Below are 15,766 nucleotides of genomic sequence, written 5' to 3'. Positions count from 1 at the left end.
TCAAGGAACGGCGATCAGGGCGGCGCCAACCTTGCGGTTCTCGGCGAGCAGGATGTTGTAAGTCCGTGCAGCCGCTCCGGTCTGCATCACGTCGAGCCCAATCCCCGCTTCGCGGAACCGTGTCCGGAACGCGGCTGGAAGAGCCGCTATATCAGCGCCCGTACCGAACAGCAGGAGCTCGAGCGCATCGCCCTCGGCGAAGATCGGATCGAGCACCTCGTCCGTGAGCTCTGCCATGGACGCGACCGGCCATGCCCTGACACCCGAGGGCAGCGCGAGCAGAGAGCCTCGATGGGACATGTCGGCGAAGCGGAACCCGCCGTTGCCATAGGCATCGAACTGGTAGCGGCCCGGCAGGAACCCGTCGTAGAGGCGACCGGCATTCATGAGCTTACTCCGCGGCGGCGGCCCTGCTCTCCGGAACCTTCACGGCCTCCGAACCGCGCAGGCCGATATAGATCAGCATGGGGGTCGAAATGCAGATGGCCGAATAGGTGCAGATCACCACGCCGTAGAGCATGACCTGCGCGAAGCCCTGGATCGCCGGGCCACCGAACAGCACCAGCGCCAGAAGTGACAGGGCGGTCGTGGTGCCCGTCATGATCGTACGGGACATGGTGTGGTTGATCGACAGGTTCAACAGCTCTTCGGCCGGCATCGTCTTGTAGCGGCGCATCAGCTCGCGGGTTCGGTCGAACACCACTACCGTCTCGTTGAGCGAGTAGCCGACGATGGTGAGGATCGCCGCGATGGATGTCATGTTGAACTCGTGACGCGTGATCACGAAGAAGCCGATGGTCAGCACGATGTCGTGGAGCGTGCCGATGATGGAGGCGACCGCCAGCTCCCGCTCGAAGCGGAACCAGAGGTAGAACAGCACCGCGATGACCGAGAGCACCACGCCGATGGTGCCTGACTGGACAAGCTCGCCCGAGACGCGCGGGCCCACGGTCTCGACGCGGCGGAACTCGTAATTGGGGCTGAACGTATCACGTGCCTTCTGCACGACACCCGCCTGCGCGGCCTCGCCACCCGGCTGGATCGCAAAGCGGAGCGAGACTTCTCCGGCGGTGCCGAATTCCTGCACCTCCACCTCGCCGAAGCCGAAGCCTTCAGCGGTGCGCCGGATCTCGGCGACATCGGCCTGGCCGGACTTAGACTGGATTTCCATGAGCGTGCCGCCCCGGAAGTCGATGCCGAAGTTGAGGCCGCCGGTCAGGAGCATCACCGCCGTCAGAATCGAGATCACGGCCGACAGCGGGAACGAGACGCGCCGGAAGCGCATGAAGTCGAAATGGGAGTTTTCGGGCCAGAGGCGAACGAGGCGCACGATACGCACTCCTTAAAACGGAAGAGCTTTGGGACGCATCCAGTGATACCAGAGCGCGATCATCATGCGCGTCAGGGTCACGGCGGTGAGAACCGTCGTCAGGATGCCGAGGATGAACACGACCGCGAAGCCGCGCACGGGGCCGGAGCCGAGGAAGAACAGGATCACGGCCGCGATGGCCATGGTGCTGTTCGAGTCCACGATGGTCGCGAACGCGCGATCGAAACCGGCCTGAATGCCCGACACGATGGAGCGGCCGGCACGAACCTCCTCGCGGATGCGCTCGTAGATCAGCACGTTGGAATCCACCGCCGTGCCGATGGTGAGCACGATGCCGGCGATGCCCGGCAGGGTCAGGGTAGCTTCCAGCACCGACATGAGTCCGAAGATGAGGCCGACGTGAACGAGAAGCGCGATGTTCGCGAACAGACCGAAGAGGCCGTAGGTGGCGAACATGAAGATGATCACGAAGATCGCCGCCACATAGGTGGCCATCTTACCGGCCTCGATGGAGTCGCGTCCGAGGCCCGGGCCGACGGTGCGTTCTTCGACGATGGTGAGCTTGGCCGGCAAGGCGCCGGAGCGGAGCAGCACGGCGAGGTTGTTCACCTGCTCGACCGTGAAGCTGCCGGAGATCTGGCCGGAGCCGCCGGTGATGGGCGATTGGATCGTCGGCGCGGAGATCACTCGATTGTCGAGAACGATGGCGAGCTGACGCCCGAGATTCTCCGTCGTCGCCTGCCCGAAGCGCTGCGCGCCGCGGATGTTGAACCGGAAATTGACGATGGGCTGGTTGGTCTGCGTGTCGAAGGCGGGCTGCGCGTCGGTCAGGTCGCCGCCCTCGGCGATGACCCGGCGCTCGACCGGGACCCGCTGGCCGCCTTGGTCGTCCATGGGCAGCAGGTCGACATCGGTCGCGCCCTGTTGGGCGAGCAGGCGGAACTCGAGATTGCCGGTCTCGCCGAGGAGCGCCTTCAGCTGCTGCGGATCCTGGAGACCCGGCACCTGGACGAGGACGCGGTCGGCACCCTGGCGCTGGATGCTCGGCTCCGTCGTGCCGGTCGAGTCGACGCGGCGGCGGATGACCTCGATGGACTGGTCGACGGCGCGGCGCACGCGCTCATTGATGCCGGCTTCCGTGTAGGTCAGCGTGATCGCGCCATCGGGCGTGGTGTTGATGTCGATGGTGTTGGCGCCGGTCTGGCCCAGCATGGCGTTGCCCGTCGGCTGCGACAGCTCCCGCAGGCGCGGCAGCAGCCGGTCGCGGTCGGCCGCGTCCGGCACGCGGATCTGCACGCCGCGCTGGATGGTCTGGATGCCGTTCTGGGACGAGACACGGGTATCGCGCAGGATGCGGCGGACGTCGTCGCGCAGAAGGGTAATCTGGCCCCGCAGCAGGTCCTGGTTGTCGACCTCGAGGAGCACGTGAGACCCGCCCTGCAGGTCGAGGCCCAGCACGATGGCGCGGGACGGCACGAGCCAGGACGGCACCCAGCCCGGAATCGCATTCAGATAGGCCTGACGCTGCTCGCGGGACATCATGCTCGGAACCGCCAGGAGGAGGCCGATCACGATAACCGCCGCCGTGGCGATGATCTTCGATTTTGAGAAGCGCAGCATCGTCAGCTCAACCTTTCACACTCTCTGCCGCAGCAGGCTGCGGCGAACCGGCCCATCCGCGCAGGGGACGGGCCGGCCTTGTCTCACTCAGGCCTTGACCGGCTCGCTCTTGGAGCGGACGTCGGAGATCATGGCGCGGGCCACCTTCACCTTCACGCCGTCGGCGATCTCGACCTCGATGTCGGCCGCGTCCTCGGTCACCTTGGTCACCTTGCCGATAATGCCGCCGGAGGTGACGACGGTGTCGCCGCGGCGCACGTTCTTGATCATCTCCTGGTGAGCCTTCACCCGGCGCTGCTGGGGCCGGATGATCAGGAACCACATGATGACGAATATGAGGATGAACGGGACGAATTGAAGGATCATCTCCATTCCGCCGGCCGCGGGGGCCCCTTGTGCGTAGGCAGGTGAAATGAACAAGCGGCTCTCCATGGATAAAGGCGCGTGGCAGGCACTTTTGGGGCCTACCCGCGCCGGACGGGATTCAAAGCGTGGCGGACTATACCCATCGACTCCGCGAAATCAATGAAGTCGCTGGGATTTCCAGAGCTCCTTGCATGGACCCTTTGACGCTTTCTGCGCTAAGCAGTGCCTTTCCGCCTCGTTGAAGCTTGAGCCCGAGATGTCCGCAGACCTCAATTCTCCCCAAACATTGGCGCTTTTGACGCGCATCGCCGATGCCCTTGAGCGCCTTGCTCCCGTCAGCACGGCTCACGCCGATGTGACGGCAGCCGACGCCTTCGTCTGGCAGGCAGCAGGGCGCAGGCTCTCCCCCGTGCCGAAGGTGAACCGGGTCGAGATGAGCCTCCTGAGGGGGATCGACCGGGTGCGGGACCAGCTGGCGGAGAATACTGGGCGCTTTGCCAGGGGCCTGCCGGCCAACAACGCCCTGCTCTGGGGCGCCCGGGGCATGGGCAAGTCGTCCCTGGTCAAGGCAGTCCATGCAGAGATCAACCATACGCGGCCTGCCGATGCACGCCCCTTGAAGCTCATCGAGATCCATCGGGAGGACATCGAGACTCTGCCCGACCTGATGGGCCTGCTGCGGGCCGAACCGCACCGCTTCATCGTGTTCTGCGACGACCTGTCCTTCGACGGGGACGACACCTCCTACAAGTCGCTCAAGGCGGTTCTGGAGGGCGGGATCGAGGGACGGCCGGACAACGTGATCTTCTACGCCACGTCCAACCGCCGCCACCTCCTGCCCCGCGACATGATGGAGAACGAGCGCTCCACGGCCATCAATCCGGGAGAGGCCATCGAGGAGAAGGTCTCGCTCTCCGACCGTTTCGGCCTCTGGCTCGGCTTTCACAAGTGCAGCCAGGACGAATATCTCGACATGGTCTTCGGCTATGTGGACCATCTCGGGTTGGAGGGGGACCGCGATGCGATCCGTGCGGAGGCGCTCGAATGGGCGACGACCCGCGGGGCCCGCTCCGGCCGCACCGCTTGGCAGTTCATTCAGGATCTGGCTGGGCGCTTGGGCAAGGCGATCTGAGAAGATCTATCTGAACCATCGCCTTTAGTGTCATTCCCGACCGAAGCGTAGCGTAGGGGAAGGGAATCCACTCAGCTGCTCAGCGCTATGGATCCCCTTCCCGGCCCGATGAGCCGCCGGGGATGACACCGCAGCCATCACAAACGACAAAGGGACGGTGGCTGAGCCCACCGTCCCTTCATTTGATCGGCTTCGAACTACGAATCCGACCTAAACTTCTCTCACGATCAGCCGCCGAGATACTTCATCGGATCGACGGGCTGCGCGCCCTTGCGGATCTCGAAGTGGAGCTGCGGCGAGGTCACGTTGCCGGTCTGGCCGGAGGTGGCGATCACTTGGCCGCGCTTCACCTGGTCGCCGCGTTTCACGCTGAGCGAGCCGTTATGGGCATAGGCGGAGACGTAGCCGTTCTCGTGCTTGATGAGGACGAGGTTGCCGTAGCCCTTCACCTCGCTGCCGGCGTAGGTCACCGTGCCGGCCTCGGTCGCCTTGACCGGCGTGCCTTCAGGAACGGCGATGTTGATGCCCTCATTGCCGCCATTGGCGCCGAACCCGGCGATGACGCGGCCGCGAGCGGGCCAGCGGAAGTCGCCTGCCGGAACGCTGGCAGTGGCCTCGGGCTCCGGTGCGGGCGCCTTCGCGGCTTCCGACTGCGGGGCAGGTGCTGCCGGCGCGACGGTCTTCACCGGCTCGGGCTGGGTGAGGGCCGCGACCTTGGGCTGCTCGACGACCGGCTTCGGTGCGGACACGAGCGGCTTAGGAGCGGAAACCAAGGGCTCATCGACAGCCGAGGCGACCTGCATCGGAGCCGACTTGGCGGGAGCCGGAGCAGCAGGGGCGGGAGCCTGCGCCGTCGCGGTCATGCCGGGGCGAACGCGCCGGGCGGGCTCGGCGGCGGCGACGGGGGTCGTGGCGGCCGGCACCTTGGACGTGTCGACGAGGCGGAACTTGGGCTGGGCCGAAGCGGTCTGAACGGCCGGCGCCGGGCGCGGCTGGACGGAAGCGGGAGCCGAGGCGATGCGGGCGGGCTGCGACAGGGGCTGGGCCTGAACCGGCGGCAGGGCCTGAGCCTGGACCGAGGGGGTCGGCATCGGGGCGGCCGCGTAGGACGGGGAAGCCTGGGATTGCGACGGAGCCGAGGCGCCGGTGTCCATCCGCTCGCTGGCCGCGAAGGGATTGGAGAAGGGGTTCTCCGCGAACCGCGCGCTGTCGGTACTGCACGCCGCAGCGGCACTGCCGATCAAAGCCACCAGGGCGATCCGAGACACCGCAGCCCAATGTCCAGAACTCACACGCAAACGCATCACTCAACCCCAACCGAACGCAACTCGATGGAGCGATTAAAAGCCTGTTCAGGTTAAGCAACGGTTGATGGTGCGCACTTTCTCGTAACCTTGTCGAAAAAATTTCGTTTTCGTCAGAGAGTTGCCGCAATCCCGGTGACGAGCGGAGAAATCCGGAGAGGGACGCCGAGGCTCTGCATGAGCTCTCCATCGGCGTCGCGCTCGATCTTCACGAGGCGGGGCATGCCCTCGACGGTCAGCGCACCCACGAGGCGCCCTCCGGGTCCGAGCAGTGGCATCAGCGCTTCCGGCAACTCCGGGCGTGCGCCGTTCAGGAGAATGCGATCGAACCGGTCCCGCACCCGCGTGGCGAGCCCGTCGCCCACCTCCAGGCGGACCTTGCCTGCTTCGACGATCTTGAGATGCTGGGCTGCCGCCGCCGCCAGGGTGTTGAAGCGCTCGACGCTCGTCACCTCCGCGCCGAGCCGCGCCAGGAGCGCCGTCACGTATCCGCTCCCCGTCCCGACCTCCAACACACGCTGGCCGGGTTGAACGCCAAGCGCCAGCAGCATGGCGGCCACCGTTGCGGGGCCGGTCATCGTCTGGCCGCAGGGCAACGGCAGGGCGACGTCGGTGCGGGCGAGATCGGTGAAGCGGCGCGGGGCAAAGACCTCGCGCGGCACAAGCTCCATGGCCCGCAGGAGCGCCGTGTCGCGAATGCCTTTGGCCCGCAACGACAGGATGAAGGACGCCGCCCCGATCGCCGCCTGCTCGTCGCGGGCATCGTCCGCCTCGGGCAGGTATGGCAGATCCTGGTTCATCGCGCCCGCATCCTCATCAGCCGAAGGCCTGTGCGTATCGGGTCAGGGTTGGCTCGTCGGTCATGTCGATGCGCAACGGCGTGACGGCGATGCGCCGGTTGGCGATGGCCCAGAGATCCGTGCCGTTGCCGGGCGTGAAGGGGCGTCGCTCGAAAGCGATCCAGAAATAAGGGTTACCGCGCCCGTCGCGACGCTCATCAAGCCGCAGAAGTTCCTGCGTGCGCTGGCCCTGGTTGACGAGCGCCGTCCCCTCAACTTCCTCCGGCTCGCAATCCGGGAAGTTCACGTTGACGAGGATGCCCTTGTCGATGCCGGCCTCGAGAATTCTGCGCACCACTTTTGGGCCGTGATGCTCGGCGCATTGCCAGCGCGGCGCATCGCGCGTGGTCGGGCCGTAGGCCTGGGAGAGCGCGATGGAAGGAACGCCCAGAATCGTGCCCTCGATGGCGCCCGCCACCGTGCCGGAATAGGTCACATCCTCGGCCACGTTCTGCCCGCGATTGACGCCGGAGAGCACGAGGTCGGGCTTGGCATCCCGCATGAGGTGGCGCACGCCCATGATCACGCAATCCGTCGGCGTGCCCCTGACGGCAAAGTGACGGCTGGAGATCTCGCGCAGGCGCAGGGGATCGTTGAGCGAGAGCGAATGGGCGACGCCGCTCTGATCCGTCTCGGGCGCGACGACCCAGACATCGTCCGACAGCTCGCGGGCGATGGCCTCCAGGGTCTTCAATCCCGGAGCGTGGATGCCGTCGTCGTTGGTGCAGAGAATACGCATGTTCAGCCCTGACGCTCGATGCGGGTGAGACCGCCCATATAGGGCTGCAGAACTGAGGGGATCGTGACGCTGCCGTCCTCGTTCTGGTAGTTCTCCAGCACCGCCACCAGCGTGCGGCCGACAGCCAGTCCTGAGCCGTTGAGGGTGTGCACGAAGCGCGGCTGCTTCTCGCCGGCGGCGCGGTAGCGGGCATTCATGCGGCGCGCTTGAAAGTCGGAGCACACCGAGCAGCTCGAAATCTCGCGATAGGCCCCCTGCCCCGGCAGCCAGACTTCGATGTCGTAGGTCTTGGTCGAGGAGAAGCCCATGTCGCCGGTGCAGAGCGTCACGGTGCGGAACGGCAGCTCCAATTTCTTCAGCACGTTCTCGGCGCTGGTGAGCATGCGCTCGTGCTCGTCGGCCGAAGTCTCGGGCGTGGTGATCGAGACGAGCTCGCATTTGACGAACTGGTGCTGGCGGATCATGCCGCGCGTGTCGCGCCCGGCAGAGCCCGCCTCGGCGCGGAAGCTCGGGGTCAGCGCGGTGAAACGCAGCGGCAGTTCTTCCTCGGACAGGATCTGCTCGCGCACCAGATTGGTGAGCGTCACCTCCGCCGTCGGAATCATCCCGTAGCGGGTGTCCTTGATCATCTTGGCGACGGCATCGCGCGGCTGGCCCTCAAGGGCTGCGGCAACAACCTGCTCGAGGGAGTTGCCCGGGAAGGCCCAGAACTGATCGTCCTCGAATTTCGGCAGCTGCGCGGTGCCGAACATGGCGTCGTCGCGAACGAGCAGCGGCGGGTTCACTTCCGTGTAGCCGTGCTCATTGGTGTGCAGGTCAATCATGAACTGGCCGAGCGCCCGCTCCAGACGCGCGAGTCCTGCTTTGAGCACCACGAAGCGCGAGCCGGAGAGCTTCGCGGCCGTCTCGAAATCCATGAGGCCAAGGGCCTCGCCGATCTCGAAATGCTGCTTGGCGCTGTTCGACATGCGGGGCGTACCAACGCGGTGACGCTCCACGTTGCCGTGCTCGTCGGCACCGACCGGCACGCCCTCCTTGGGAATGTTCGGGATCGCGGCAAGAGCCTCGAACAAGGCCTTCTCGGCCACGCGCTCGGCCTCCTCCAGCTCCGGCATCGTCTCCTTGATCCGGGCCACCTCGGCCATCAGCTCCTGCGCCCGCGCCTCGTCCTTCTTGGCCTTGGCCTGTCCGATCTCCTTGGACATGGCATTGCGGCGCTCAGTGGCGGCCTGCAGGGCCGAGATGGCGCTCTTGCGCCGGTCGTCGAGGGCGATCAGCTGCGCGGACAAGGGCCCCATGCCCCGGTTCCGGAGGCCTTGGTCGAAAGCCGCGGGATTCTCGCGGATGGAACGAATGTCGTGCATGGGATGAGGACCTGCTTCGTCGAACGGCCCCGCCCCTTCGACACGGCCGCCCCTTCAATCTTCTGCCGAGGGTGGCGGCCGGTGTGTCGAGCCTGTCGGCCCTATTCCTCTGCCGCGCGCGCGGCCTCGGCTTCCGCACGCTTCTTCTCGACCATGATGACGGAGAAGATGGATGCCTCGTAAAGAAGCAGGGTGGGGATCGCAAGGGCGAACTGGCTGATCACATCCGGCGGGGTCAGGACCGCGGCGATCACGAACACGATCACGATGGCGTAGCGCCGCTTGTCCTTCAGGAACTGCGAATCGATGATTCCGGCTCGCGCCAGCAGGGTCAGGATCACCGGCAGCTGGAAGCAGATGCCGAAGGCGAAGATCAGGGTCATGATCAGCGACAGGTACTCGCTGACCTTGGGCAGGAACTCGATGGTCGGCCCGGCTTCCACGGCCAGCTGCTGCATGCCCACGGAGAAGCGCATGAGGAGCGGCATGGCGATGAAGTAGACGCAGGCCGCGCCGACGGCGAAAAGAACGGGCGTGGCGACGAGATAGGGCACGAAGGCCCGGCGCTCGTTCTTGTAGAGGCCCGGCGCCACGAACTTGTAGACCTGCATGGCGATGACCGGGAAGGCCAGGAAGCCCGCGCCGAAGGCCGCAACCTGAATCTGGGTGAACAGGTATTCCAGGCCATGGGTGTAGACGAGACGCGCCGCCTCGGGGGAGCCGACCGCCAGGACGTAGGGCCACACCAGCGCGTTGTAGATGTACTTCGCGACGGCAAAGCAGATGAAGAACATCGCCACGAACGCGACCAGCGCCTTGATGAGGCGCGAGCGCAGCTCGGTCAGGTGCTCGATCAGAGGCGCGCGCGAGGACTCGACCTCATCCTGTTCGACGGCAGTGGTCATCCGACTTTCGCGTCCGGTTTCTCTGCGAACTGCTGGGCAAGAGCAGCCTGCTGGGCTTCATACTCGGCTTCCCGCCGCAGGGATTCGGCGATTTCCGTTGCCGGATCCACGCTCTGTGGGAGCGGCAGGTCGACGAGCGGATCGGCGGGCGCCGGCGCCCGTCCCTCCACCGCCGCCTGTACCGAGGCATCGGAAGGCACCTGAACTTCCACCTGGGCAGGCTCTGGGCTGCTCTCCGGCTCCGGCGCCTTTTCGGCGGTTGCAACGGGCGCCTCGATGGAGGTCTTCAGCTCGTCCCGGATCGTCTGGATCGGGTTGAAGCTCGTGTTGAGCGATGGAACGGCCTCGTTCACGCTCTGGAGCTGCTTCTTGACCTCGTCGAGTTCGGCTTCCCGCATGGCCTCGTTGAACTGGCCCTGGAACTCCGACGCCATGCGGCGGAGCTTGCTGGTCATCTGTCCCACGGTGCGCAGGGCTTTGGGCAGATCCTTCGGGCCGATCACGATCAGCGCGACGGCGCCGATCGTCATGATCTCACCCCAGCTCATGTCCAACATGACGTGGCCTCGAACCTGCCCTTTAGATACTCACACGTACCGACGCGCCACATCCTGCGGCGCGCGTACATCGCTTAGCCGACCTTGTGGTCCGTCGAGACGGTGGTCGTGGTGGTCGTCGTGCCGTTCTGGTGATCGATGGTCCGGACCGGTTCGGACGGCTGCACCGGCTTGGCCGGGGTGTCGTCCTCGGACATGCCCTTCTTGAAGGCCTTGATGCCCTTCGCGACGTCGCCCATCATGTCGGAGATCTTGCCGCGTCCGAACAGCAGGACGACGATCAGACCCACGACGATCCAGTGCCAAATACTCGTGCCACCCATGGCAATCCTCCTGCGCCCTCGAGGGGCGCGGCATTTCAGATAAGGAACTCGCCGCCAACCTATGCGTCGGACGCGGCGAAAACAAGGACATCCTTCGTATCGACCTCGATGCCCACATCCTGTCCCTCCTTCACGCCAACGGGATCGTGAACGCGGGCCTGGAGCGGACGGTCGACGCCCTGCACGTCGATCTGGACAAGGTCGACCTCCCCGAGGAAGCGGCGCGAGACCACCCGGCCCGGCAGGCAGAAGCCGGCGGGCTTCAGCCTCACGCCCTGCGGGCGCACGCAGACGATTGCGGGCCCGTCCGGCAGATGCGGCGCCGGAAAGACGCCGACCGGGCAGCTGACCTGGCCGTTCCGGACCGCGCCTTCGAGTTCGTTGAAGTCGCAGAAGAACCGGGCGGCGAAGAGGTTCGCCGGCCTCCGGTAGATCTCCTCGGCCTCCCCGTGCTGGATGATCGCACCGGCCCGCATCAGAACGATCCGGTCTGCGATCCGCATGGCCTCTTCCGGGTCGTGGGTCACCACGATGGTCGTAGCGCCGGTTTCTCTCAAAATTGCGACAGTCTCGTCCCGAATCGCATCGCGCATGCGCCGGTCGAGGTTGGAGAACGGCTCGTCCATGAGCAGCACGCCGGGACGAGGCGCGATGGAGCGGGCCAGCGCCACCCGCTGCTGCTCGCCGCCGGACAGGGTGTGAGGGTACTCGTTGGCGTAATGCTCCAGGCCGACGCGGGACAGGGCCCGGCGAGCCGCGACCCCGGCCTCGGAGGCCGAGAGGTCTTTGAGGCCGAACATGATGTTCTGCAGGATCGTCATATGCGGGAACAGGGCATAATCTTGAAACATCAGGCCGATGCCGCGCTTCTCCGGCTCCAGGAAAGTCCTTGGCCCGCTCACCTCCATGCCGTCCATGAGCACCCGGCCGGAGGTGGGAGCCTCCACGCCGGCTGCGATGCGCAGGAGGGTCGTCTTTCCGCAACCGGAATGGCCGAGCAGGCAGACGATCTCGCCCGGCTCGATGGTGAGCGAGACGCCGTCGAGGGCGCGCTGGCTGCCATAGGCCTGGACGATGCTCTCGAAGGTCAGCTGCGCGGGAATTGAGGCGCCCGCCGTGCCGCGCTGGCCCCATCGGGGCAGACGGAACCGGTCCAGGGCGGAGCCCGCTGGCCTGTCCGTCATTCCTCGCCGGCCTCGGTCTGGTGCATGTCCAGAGGCTGCAGGAGATCGTCCTCGAGGGGATCCTCGTCCTCGCGCAGGATATCGGCATCGGACGGAACCGGCACCGAGAAGTCGGAGGGAACGCGGCCCTCGATGAAGCCCGCGCCCTTCAGCTCCTCAAGGCCCGGCAGGTCCTCGATGGCATCGAGGCCGAAATGCTCCAGGAAGGCCGGCGTCGTGCCGTAGGTGACGGGGCGTCCGGGCGCCTTCCGGCGTCCCCGCAGGCGGATCCAGCCCGTCTCCAGGAGCGTGTCGATGGTGCCCTTCGAGGTGGCCACGCCACGGATCTCCTCGATCTCGGCCCGGGTCACCGGCTGGTGATAGGCGATGATGGCGAGCGTCTCCATGGCGGCGCGGGAGAGCTTGCGCTGCTCGACCACGTCGCGGGCCAGCACGAAGGACAGGTCGCTCGCCGTGCGGAAGGTCCATTTCCCGGCAACACGTACGAGGTTGACGCCCCGAAGCGCATAAAGCTCGGCCAAGTCCTGCAGGATCTTCTCCACGTCCGCGCCTTCCGGCAGGCGGCCGGCCAGTTCCTCGGCGCTCAACGGCGCCGCGGAGGCGAATAGCAGCGCCTCGGCGATGCGCATGGCCTCGCTGTGATCGGGCACATGGCTGACCTCAGGGGTCTCGTCTTCCATGGCTTCGGGGGCTTCGTCCTGCATGTCGGGCAGCATCCTAAACTCCTGCCTCGGCCGGGTCGGCCACGGGCTTGACCCAGACCGGCGCGAAAGCCTCGTCCTGCCGGACCGTGAGCTTGCCCTCACGCACCATCTCCAGGGTGGCGGAGAGGGCCGAGGCCAGAACGGTCGGGCGCATGGCGGGCTCGACCATGTATTCCACAAGATAGGTGTCGAGGGTCACCCAATCACTCAGGTGACCGACAAGGCGCTCCAGGGCCTCCCGGGCCTCGACCAGGGACCAGACATTCCGCTTGTGCAGCGAAACCCTGGCGTTGAACCGCATCTGTCGCTGCTGGGCATAGGCTTTGAGCAGGTCGTAGAGGCTGGCCTCGTAATGGGAATCCCGGTTGATGATCACCGGCTCCGGAGCGCCGCGGGCGAACACGTCGCGGCCGAGCCAGGCGCGCTCGCCCATCCGCTTGGCGGCCTCGCGGATCGCCTCCAGGCGACGCAGGCGCAGGGCCAAGGCGGAGGCGAGATCCTCGGCGCTCGGCTCCTCGCCTTTCGGCGGCTCGGGCAGCAGGAGGCGGGACTTGAGATAGGCGAGCCAAGCCGCCATCACGAGGTAGTCGGCCGCCAGCTCCAGGCGCATGCGCCGTGCCGCCTCGATGAAGGCGATGTACTGCTCGGCAAGCGCCAGGATCGAGATGCGGTGGAGGTCGACCTTCTGGCGGCGGGCGAGTTCAAGCAGCAGGTCGAGCGGTCCTTCGAACCCGTCCACGTCGACGAGCAGAGCGGGCTCGCTCTCGGCACGCTCGTTCAGCTCGACTTCGTCAAAGGGTAAGGGCTTTGCCATGGATGATACTCAACTCACTCCGCGCGAAGCTTCACGGGCTTTAGGCGATCATCGCAAGCGCGGAATCGAGCCGCGCCCGGGCATCCACAGGATCCAGAGGCTCAGGCTCGTGGGTGATGCGCGCTAACGCAGCGTTAGCGCGGCGCAGGGCATCGCCAGTCAGGATGGGGGCAGCCTCGGCCACCGCGCTCATCTCCTCCATGCTGCCGTTGCAGTGGAGGGCCATGTCGCAGCCGGCCGCAAAAGCCGCTTCGGACCGGCTCCGGAAGGATCCCGACAGGGCATGCATGGACAGGTCGTCGGTCATCACCAGCCCGTCATAGCCGATATGGCCGCGGATGATCTCCTCCATGACGATGCGGGAGGTGGTGGCGGGATTCTCCGGGTCGAGGGCCGTGTAGACCACGTGAGCCGTCATCGCGAGCGGCATGTCGGTGAGCATACGGAACGTCGCAAAATCGTGCCGCTCCAACTCCTCGCGGGAGGCCTCGACCACAGGCAACGCCAGGTGGCTGTCGGCCCCGGCCCGGCCGTGGCCCGGCATGTGCTTGACCACCGGCAGGACACCGCCGGCCAGCAGCCCCTCGGCGGCGGCCCGTCCGAGCACGGCCACTTGGGCGGGGGTCTTGCCGTAGGCCCGGTCGCCGATGATGTCGTGGGCTCCGGGCGACGGCACGTCGAGGACCGGCAGGCAATCCACGGTGATCCCGACGGACCGCAGGTCGTGGGCGATCAGCCGCGCCCCGAGGCGGGCGATCTCCCGCTGGACGAGAGGATCGTTGGCGTGGACGAGCCCGTAGGTGCGCCCGGGCGGGTATTTCGGCCAGTGCGGCGGCCCCATGCGCTGAACCCGGCCACCCTCCTGATCGATGAGGATCGGGGCGTCGGTTCGTCCGACCGTGTCCCTCAGGGAGGCGCAGAGCGCCCTCACCCGCTCAGGCGTATCCACGTTGCGGCGGAACAGGATGAAGCCCCAAGGCTGCGCTTCCCGGAAGAAGGCAACCTCGTCGGGGGTGAGTTCAAAGCCGGAGCATCCAGCAATAAAGGCGCGGGTGGTCATACCCGCGCCTTACGTCCCCTGCTCGGCAGGGTCAAGAATTCTCGGCTGCTAAGCTTGCTCAGTTCCAAGTTAGGTCAGTTCTTGGCCACGAAGCACTGCCCGCCCTGCCCCTGGAGCTTGGAGCAGAGGGAGGAGGCCTCCTCCTTCGACATCGGTCCGACGCGGACGCGGTAGACGGTATTGCCGTTCACCTCGGCCTTGCGGATCATCGAGGACTGGCCTTCGAGATCGGAATACTTGCGCTGGAACGAAGCGAAGACCGACTGGGCCGATGCTTCGGAAGTGGCAACGCCCAACTGCACGGCAAAGCCGCCGGTCGGGGTCGTCTCCGCGGCCGCGGGAGCCGCCGGCTGAACCGAGGCCACCTGCTGCGGCGCCGGGGTGCTGGAGGGTGTTGCTGCGGCCGGGGTGGGCTTCGGGGTCGGAGCAGGCGTGGCCGGAGCTGCTACGGGCGTGCTCGCGACCGGCTTAGGCTGCGCCGCCGGGACTTGGACGGACGCAACCTGGACCGGAGCGGGTTGAGCCTGCGGCGGAAGGGTCATGGCGGCGGGAGCTGCCGGCTGGGGCGCCGGTGCCTCGCCGGCCATGGTGCCATCCGGACGGATCGTGACCGTGCGGACCTTCTTCGGCTCGCCGAGGTTCAAGCTGGCGGTCTGCTGGGGCTTGCCCGCCGCGCCGAGGGTGCCGCCGGTGGCGTCCGCTACGGCGTTGCCGTTCATGCGCACGGCCTGCTGTACGTCGACGGGCTGCTCCTCGCGGTTGACCACCTTGGTGGCGCCGTCCTGGTTGGCGCGCTCGTAGATCTGCTTGTTCTGGTTCGGGATCTCGACCCCGCCCGGGTTCTGCGGCTGCACCTTGGTCGGCTCGTTGTTCGCCTTGATCAACGGCGGCTCGCCGCCCGTGATCGAGGACGAATCCGACGCCATGTAGGCCCCACCGCCGCCGAGAACGAGAGCGCCGAGAACGGCCGCGATGGCAACCGGCCCCTTGCGGGAGCGAGTTTTCTCCACCGGCGGGTAGTCGAGGCGGTCAGCAGCGTCATAACCCTGGTTGGGGTACTGGGCGGCCTGATCCGAGTAATAGTCCTGGGCATAGGCCTCGTTGCCGTACGAATCCTGCTGGTAGGACGCCTGATCCTGATGGCCGTAGGCCGGCTCGGCCGCGCGGGCATGAGGGTAGCCGTCCTGATCGTAGACGGGCTGGGCCTGACCGGCGTGAGACGCACGGACCGGCACCTCGCGGGCTGCGGGCGTCATAGTGTCGCGGACGGCGAAAAGATCGTCCACTGACGCACCCTGTGGGCGCTGGCGGGACGAGCCGTCATTGGCCAGAATCGATTGAAATGGATCGTCTTGCCCCACGATCCGGGCCAATTCCGCCAGCGGATCGTTCCGCGAGGCGGAAGCCTGATGGTTCTGCGGGGCGCCCGCCTGGGCGAGTTGCCGCTCGATCTCGTTGAGGTCGATGGCAAAACGGGGCTTCGGTGATTCGCTCATGCGCCGGATCTCCAGTTACGCGACAGGAG

Annotated in this window: 17 protein-coding genes; 1 reads left to right on the top strand and 16 read right to left on the bottom strand. The window is 66.4% G+C overall.

What is annotated here, in order from left to right; genetic code table 11:
• The 4 genes from JQC81_RS19520 to yajC all read right to left on the bottom strand — a co-directional run bounded on the left by JQC81_RS19520 (position 1) and on the right by yajC (position 3,370).
• Positions 1-387 carry an Mth938-like domain-containing protein gene (locus JQC81_RS19520; RefSeq protein ID WP_203273447.1) on the bottom strand — a complete coding sequence of 129 codons (387 nt, stop codon included), beginning with the start codon at positions 385-387 and terminating at the stop codon, positions 1-3.
• 4 nt (positions 388-391) lie between these two features.
• Positions 392-1,330 carry a protein translocase subunit SecF gene (gene secF / locus JQC81_RS19515; RefSeq protein WP_203273446.1) on the bottom strand — a complete coding sequence of 313 codons (939 nt, stop codon included), beginning with the start codon at positions 1,328-1,330 and terminating at the stop codon, positions 392-394.
• Positions 1,331-1,342: 12 nt separating this feature from the next.
• The gene (gene secD / locus JQC81_RS19510) at positions 1,343-2,950 is read right to left on the bottom strand and encodes a protein translocase subunit SecD (protein WP_203273445.1); all 1,608 of its coding nucleotides are present in this window, start codon (positions 2,948-2,950) and stop codon (positions 1,343-1,345) included.
• A gap of 87 nt (positions 2,951-3,037) precedes the next feature.
• Entirely contained in the window at positions 3,038-3,370 is a 333-nt protein-coding gene (yajC, locus tag JQC81_RS19505; protein WP_246520536.1) for a preprotein translocase subunit YajC, read from the bottom strand.
• Positions 3,371-3,572: 202 nt separating this feature from the next.
• Between yajC and JQC81_RS19500 the strand changes: the two genes are divergently transcribed.
• A complete protein-coding gene (locus tag JQC81_RS19500) occupies positions 3,573-4,448 on the top strand; it encodes an ATP-binding protein (protein ID WP_203273444.1) in 876 nt (291 codons plus the stop codon).
• A gap of 227 nt (positions 4,449-4,675) precedes the next feature.
• Here JQC81_RS19500 and JQC81_RS19495 read toward each other — a convergent pair whose 3' ends face one another.
• The 12 genes from JQC81_RS19495 to JQC81_RS19440 form a co-directional block, all read right to left on the bottom strand.
• Entirely contained in the window at positions 4,676-5,698 is a 1,023-nt protein-coding gene (locus JQC81_RS19495) for a peptidoglycan DD-metalloendopeptidase family protein (protein WP_312887558.1), read from the bottom strand.
• A 167-nt stretch (positions 5,699-5,865) separates the two neighbouring features.
• The gene (locus tag JQC81_RS19490) at positions 5,866-6,552 is read right to left on the bottom strand and encodes a protein-L-isoaspartate O-methyltransferase family protein (RefSeq protein WP_203273442.1); all 687 of its coding nucleotides are present in this window, start codon (positions 6,550-6,552) and stop codon (positions 5,866-5,868) included.
• A gap of 16 nt (positions 6,553-6,568) precedes the next feature.
• Positions 6,569-7,330 carry a 5'/3'-nucleotidase SurE gene (gene surE / locus JQC81_RS19485; protein WP_203273441.1) on the bottom strand — a complete coding sequence of 254 codons (762 nt, stop codon included), beginning with the start codon at positions 7,328-7,330 and terminating at the stop codon, positions 6,569-6,571.
• Positions 7,331-7,332: 2 nt separating this feature from the next.
• Positions 7,333-8,694 carry a serine--tRNA ligase gene (serS, locus tag JQC81_RS19480; protein WP_203273440.1) on the bottom strand — a complete coding sequence of 454 codons (1,362 nt, stop codon included), beginning with the start codon at positions 8,692-8,694 and terminating at the stop codon, positions 7,333-7,335.
• Between the two features lie 101 nt (positions 8,695-8,795).
• Positions 8,796-9,599: a twin-arginine translocase subunit TatC gene (gene tatC / locus JQC81_RS19475; protein ID WP_203273439.1), complete on the bottom strand. Its 804-nt coding sequence runs from the start codon at positions 9,597-9,599 to the stop codon at positions 8,796-8,798.
• The gene (gene tatB, locus JQC81_RS19470) at positions 9,596-10,156 is read right to left on the bottom strand and encodes a Sec-independent protein translocase protein TatB (protein WP_203273438.1); all 561 of its coding nucleotides are present in this window, start codon (positions 10,154-10,156) and stop codon (positions 9,596-9,598) included. Before tatB ends, tatC begins: the two co-directional genes overlap by 4 nt.
• A gap of 74 nt (positions 10,157-10,230) precedes the next feature.
• The gene (locus tag JQC81_RS19465) at positions 10,231-10,479 is read right to left on the bottom strand and encodes a twin-arginine translocase TatA/TatE family subunit (protein WP_203273437.1); all 249 of its coding nucleotides are present in this window, start codon (positions 10,477-10,479) and stop codon (positions 10,231-10,233) included.
• Between the two features lie 59 nt (positions 10,480-10,538).
• Positions 10,539-11,663 (bottom strand): ABC transporter ATP-binding protein, encoded by a 1,125-nt coding sequence (locus JQC81_RS19460; RefSeq protein ID WP_203273436.1) that lies wholly within the window; start codon positions 11,661-11,663, stop codon positions 10,539-10,541.
• Positions 11,660-12,379 carry an SMC-Scp complex subunit ScpB gene (gene scpB, locus JQC81_RS19455; protein ID WP_203273435.1) on the bottom strand — a complete coding sequence of 240 codons (720 nt, stop codon included), beginning with the start codon at positions 12,377-12,379 and terminating at the stop codon, positions 11,660-11,662. The genes JQC81_RS19460 and scpB overlap by 4 nt, the downstream gene beginning before the upstream one ends.
• Position 12,380: 1 nt before the next feature.
• Positions 12,381-13,181 carry a segregation and condensation protein A gene (locus JQC81_RS19450; RefSeq protein ID WP_203273434.1) on the bottom strand — a complete coding sequence of 267 codons (801 nt, stop codon included), beginning with the start codon at positions 13,179-13,181 and terminating at the stop codon, positions 12,381-12,383.
• 40 nt (positions 13,182-13,221) lie between these two features.
• Complete coding sequence (gene nagZ, locus JQC81_RS19445) at positions 13,222-14,241, bottom strand: beta-N-acetylhexosaminidase (RefSeq protein ID WP_203273433.1); 1,020 nt, start codon at positions 14,239-14,241, stop codon at positions 13,222-13,224.
• A 74-nt stretch (positions 14,242-14,315) separates the two neighbouring features.
• Positions 14,316-15,737, bottom strand: a complete 1,422-nt coding sequence (locus JQC81_RS19440; protein WP_203273432.1) for an SPOR domain-containing protein — start codon at positions 15,735-15,737, stop codon at positions 14,316-14,318.
• Positions 15,738-15,766: the final 29 nt, after the last annotated feature.

Source organism: Microvirga arabica (assembly GCF_016811235.1).
Classification (GTDB): Bacteria; Pseudomonadota; Alphaproteobacteria; order Rhizobiales; family Beijerinckiaceae; genus Microvirga; species Microvirga arabica.
This window is presented reverse-complemented; position numbering and strand designations above follow the sequence as displayed.

Bases quoted from the DNA above. Each gene is read 5' to 3' on its own strand.
- JQC81_RS19520 (WP_203273447.1), bottom strand. From the start codon at position 387: ATGAATGCCGGTCGCCTCTACGACGGGTTCCTGCCGGGCCGCTACCAG.
- secD (WP_203273445.1), bottom strand. From the start codon at position 2,950: ATGCTGCGCTTCTCAAAATCGAAGATCATCGCCACGGCGGCGGTTATC.
- JQC81_RS19500 (WP_203273444.1), top strand. From the start codon at position 3,573: ATGTCCGCAGACCTCAATTCTCCCCAAACATTGGCGCTTTTGACGCGC.
- JQC81_RS19490 (WP_203273442.1), bottom strand. From the start codon at position 6,552: ATGAACCAGGATCTGCCATACCTGCCCGAGGCGGACGATGCCCGCGAC.
- surE (WP_203273441.1), bottom strand. From the start codon at position 7,330: ATGCGTATTCTCTGCACCAACGACGACGGCATCCACGCTCCGGGATTG.
- serS (WP_203273440.1), bottom strand. From the start codon at position 8,694: ATGCACGACATTCGTTCCATCCGCGAGAATCCCGCGGCTTTCGACCAA.
- tatC (WP_203273439.1), bottom strand. From the start codon at position 9,599: ATGACCACTGCCGTCGAACAGGATGAGGTCGAGTCCTCGCGCGCGCCT.
- tatB (WP_203273438.1), bottom strand. From the start codon at position 10,156: ATGTTGGACATGAGCTGGGGTGAGATCATGACGATCGGCGCCGTCGCG.
- JQC81_RS19465 (WP_203273437.1), bottom strand. From the start codon at position 10,479: ATGGGTGGCACGAGTATTTGGCACTGGATCGTCGTGGGTCTGATCGTC.
- JQC81_RS19460 (WP_203273436.1), bottom strand. From the start codon at position 11,663: ATGACGGACAGGCCAGCGGGCTCCGCCCTGGACCGGTTCCGTCTGCCC.
- scpB (WP_203273435.1), bottom strand. From the start codon at position 12,379: ATGCTGCCCGACATGCAGGACGAAGCCCCCGAAGCCATGGAAGACGAG.
- JQC81_RS19450 (WP_203273434.1), bottom strand. From the start codon at position 13,181: ATGGCAAAGCCCTTACCCTTTGACGAAGTCGAGCTGAACGAGCGTGCC.
- nagZ (WP_203273433.1), bottom strand. From the start codon at position 14,241: ATGACCACCCGCGCCTTTATTGCTGGATGCTCCGGCTTTGAACTCACC.
- JQC81_RS19440 (WP_203273432.1), bottom strand. From the start codon at position 15,737: ATGAGCGAATCACCGAAGCCCCGTTTTGCCATCGACCTCAACGAGATC.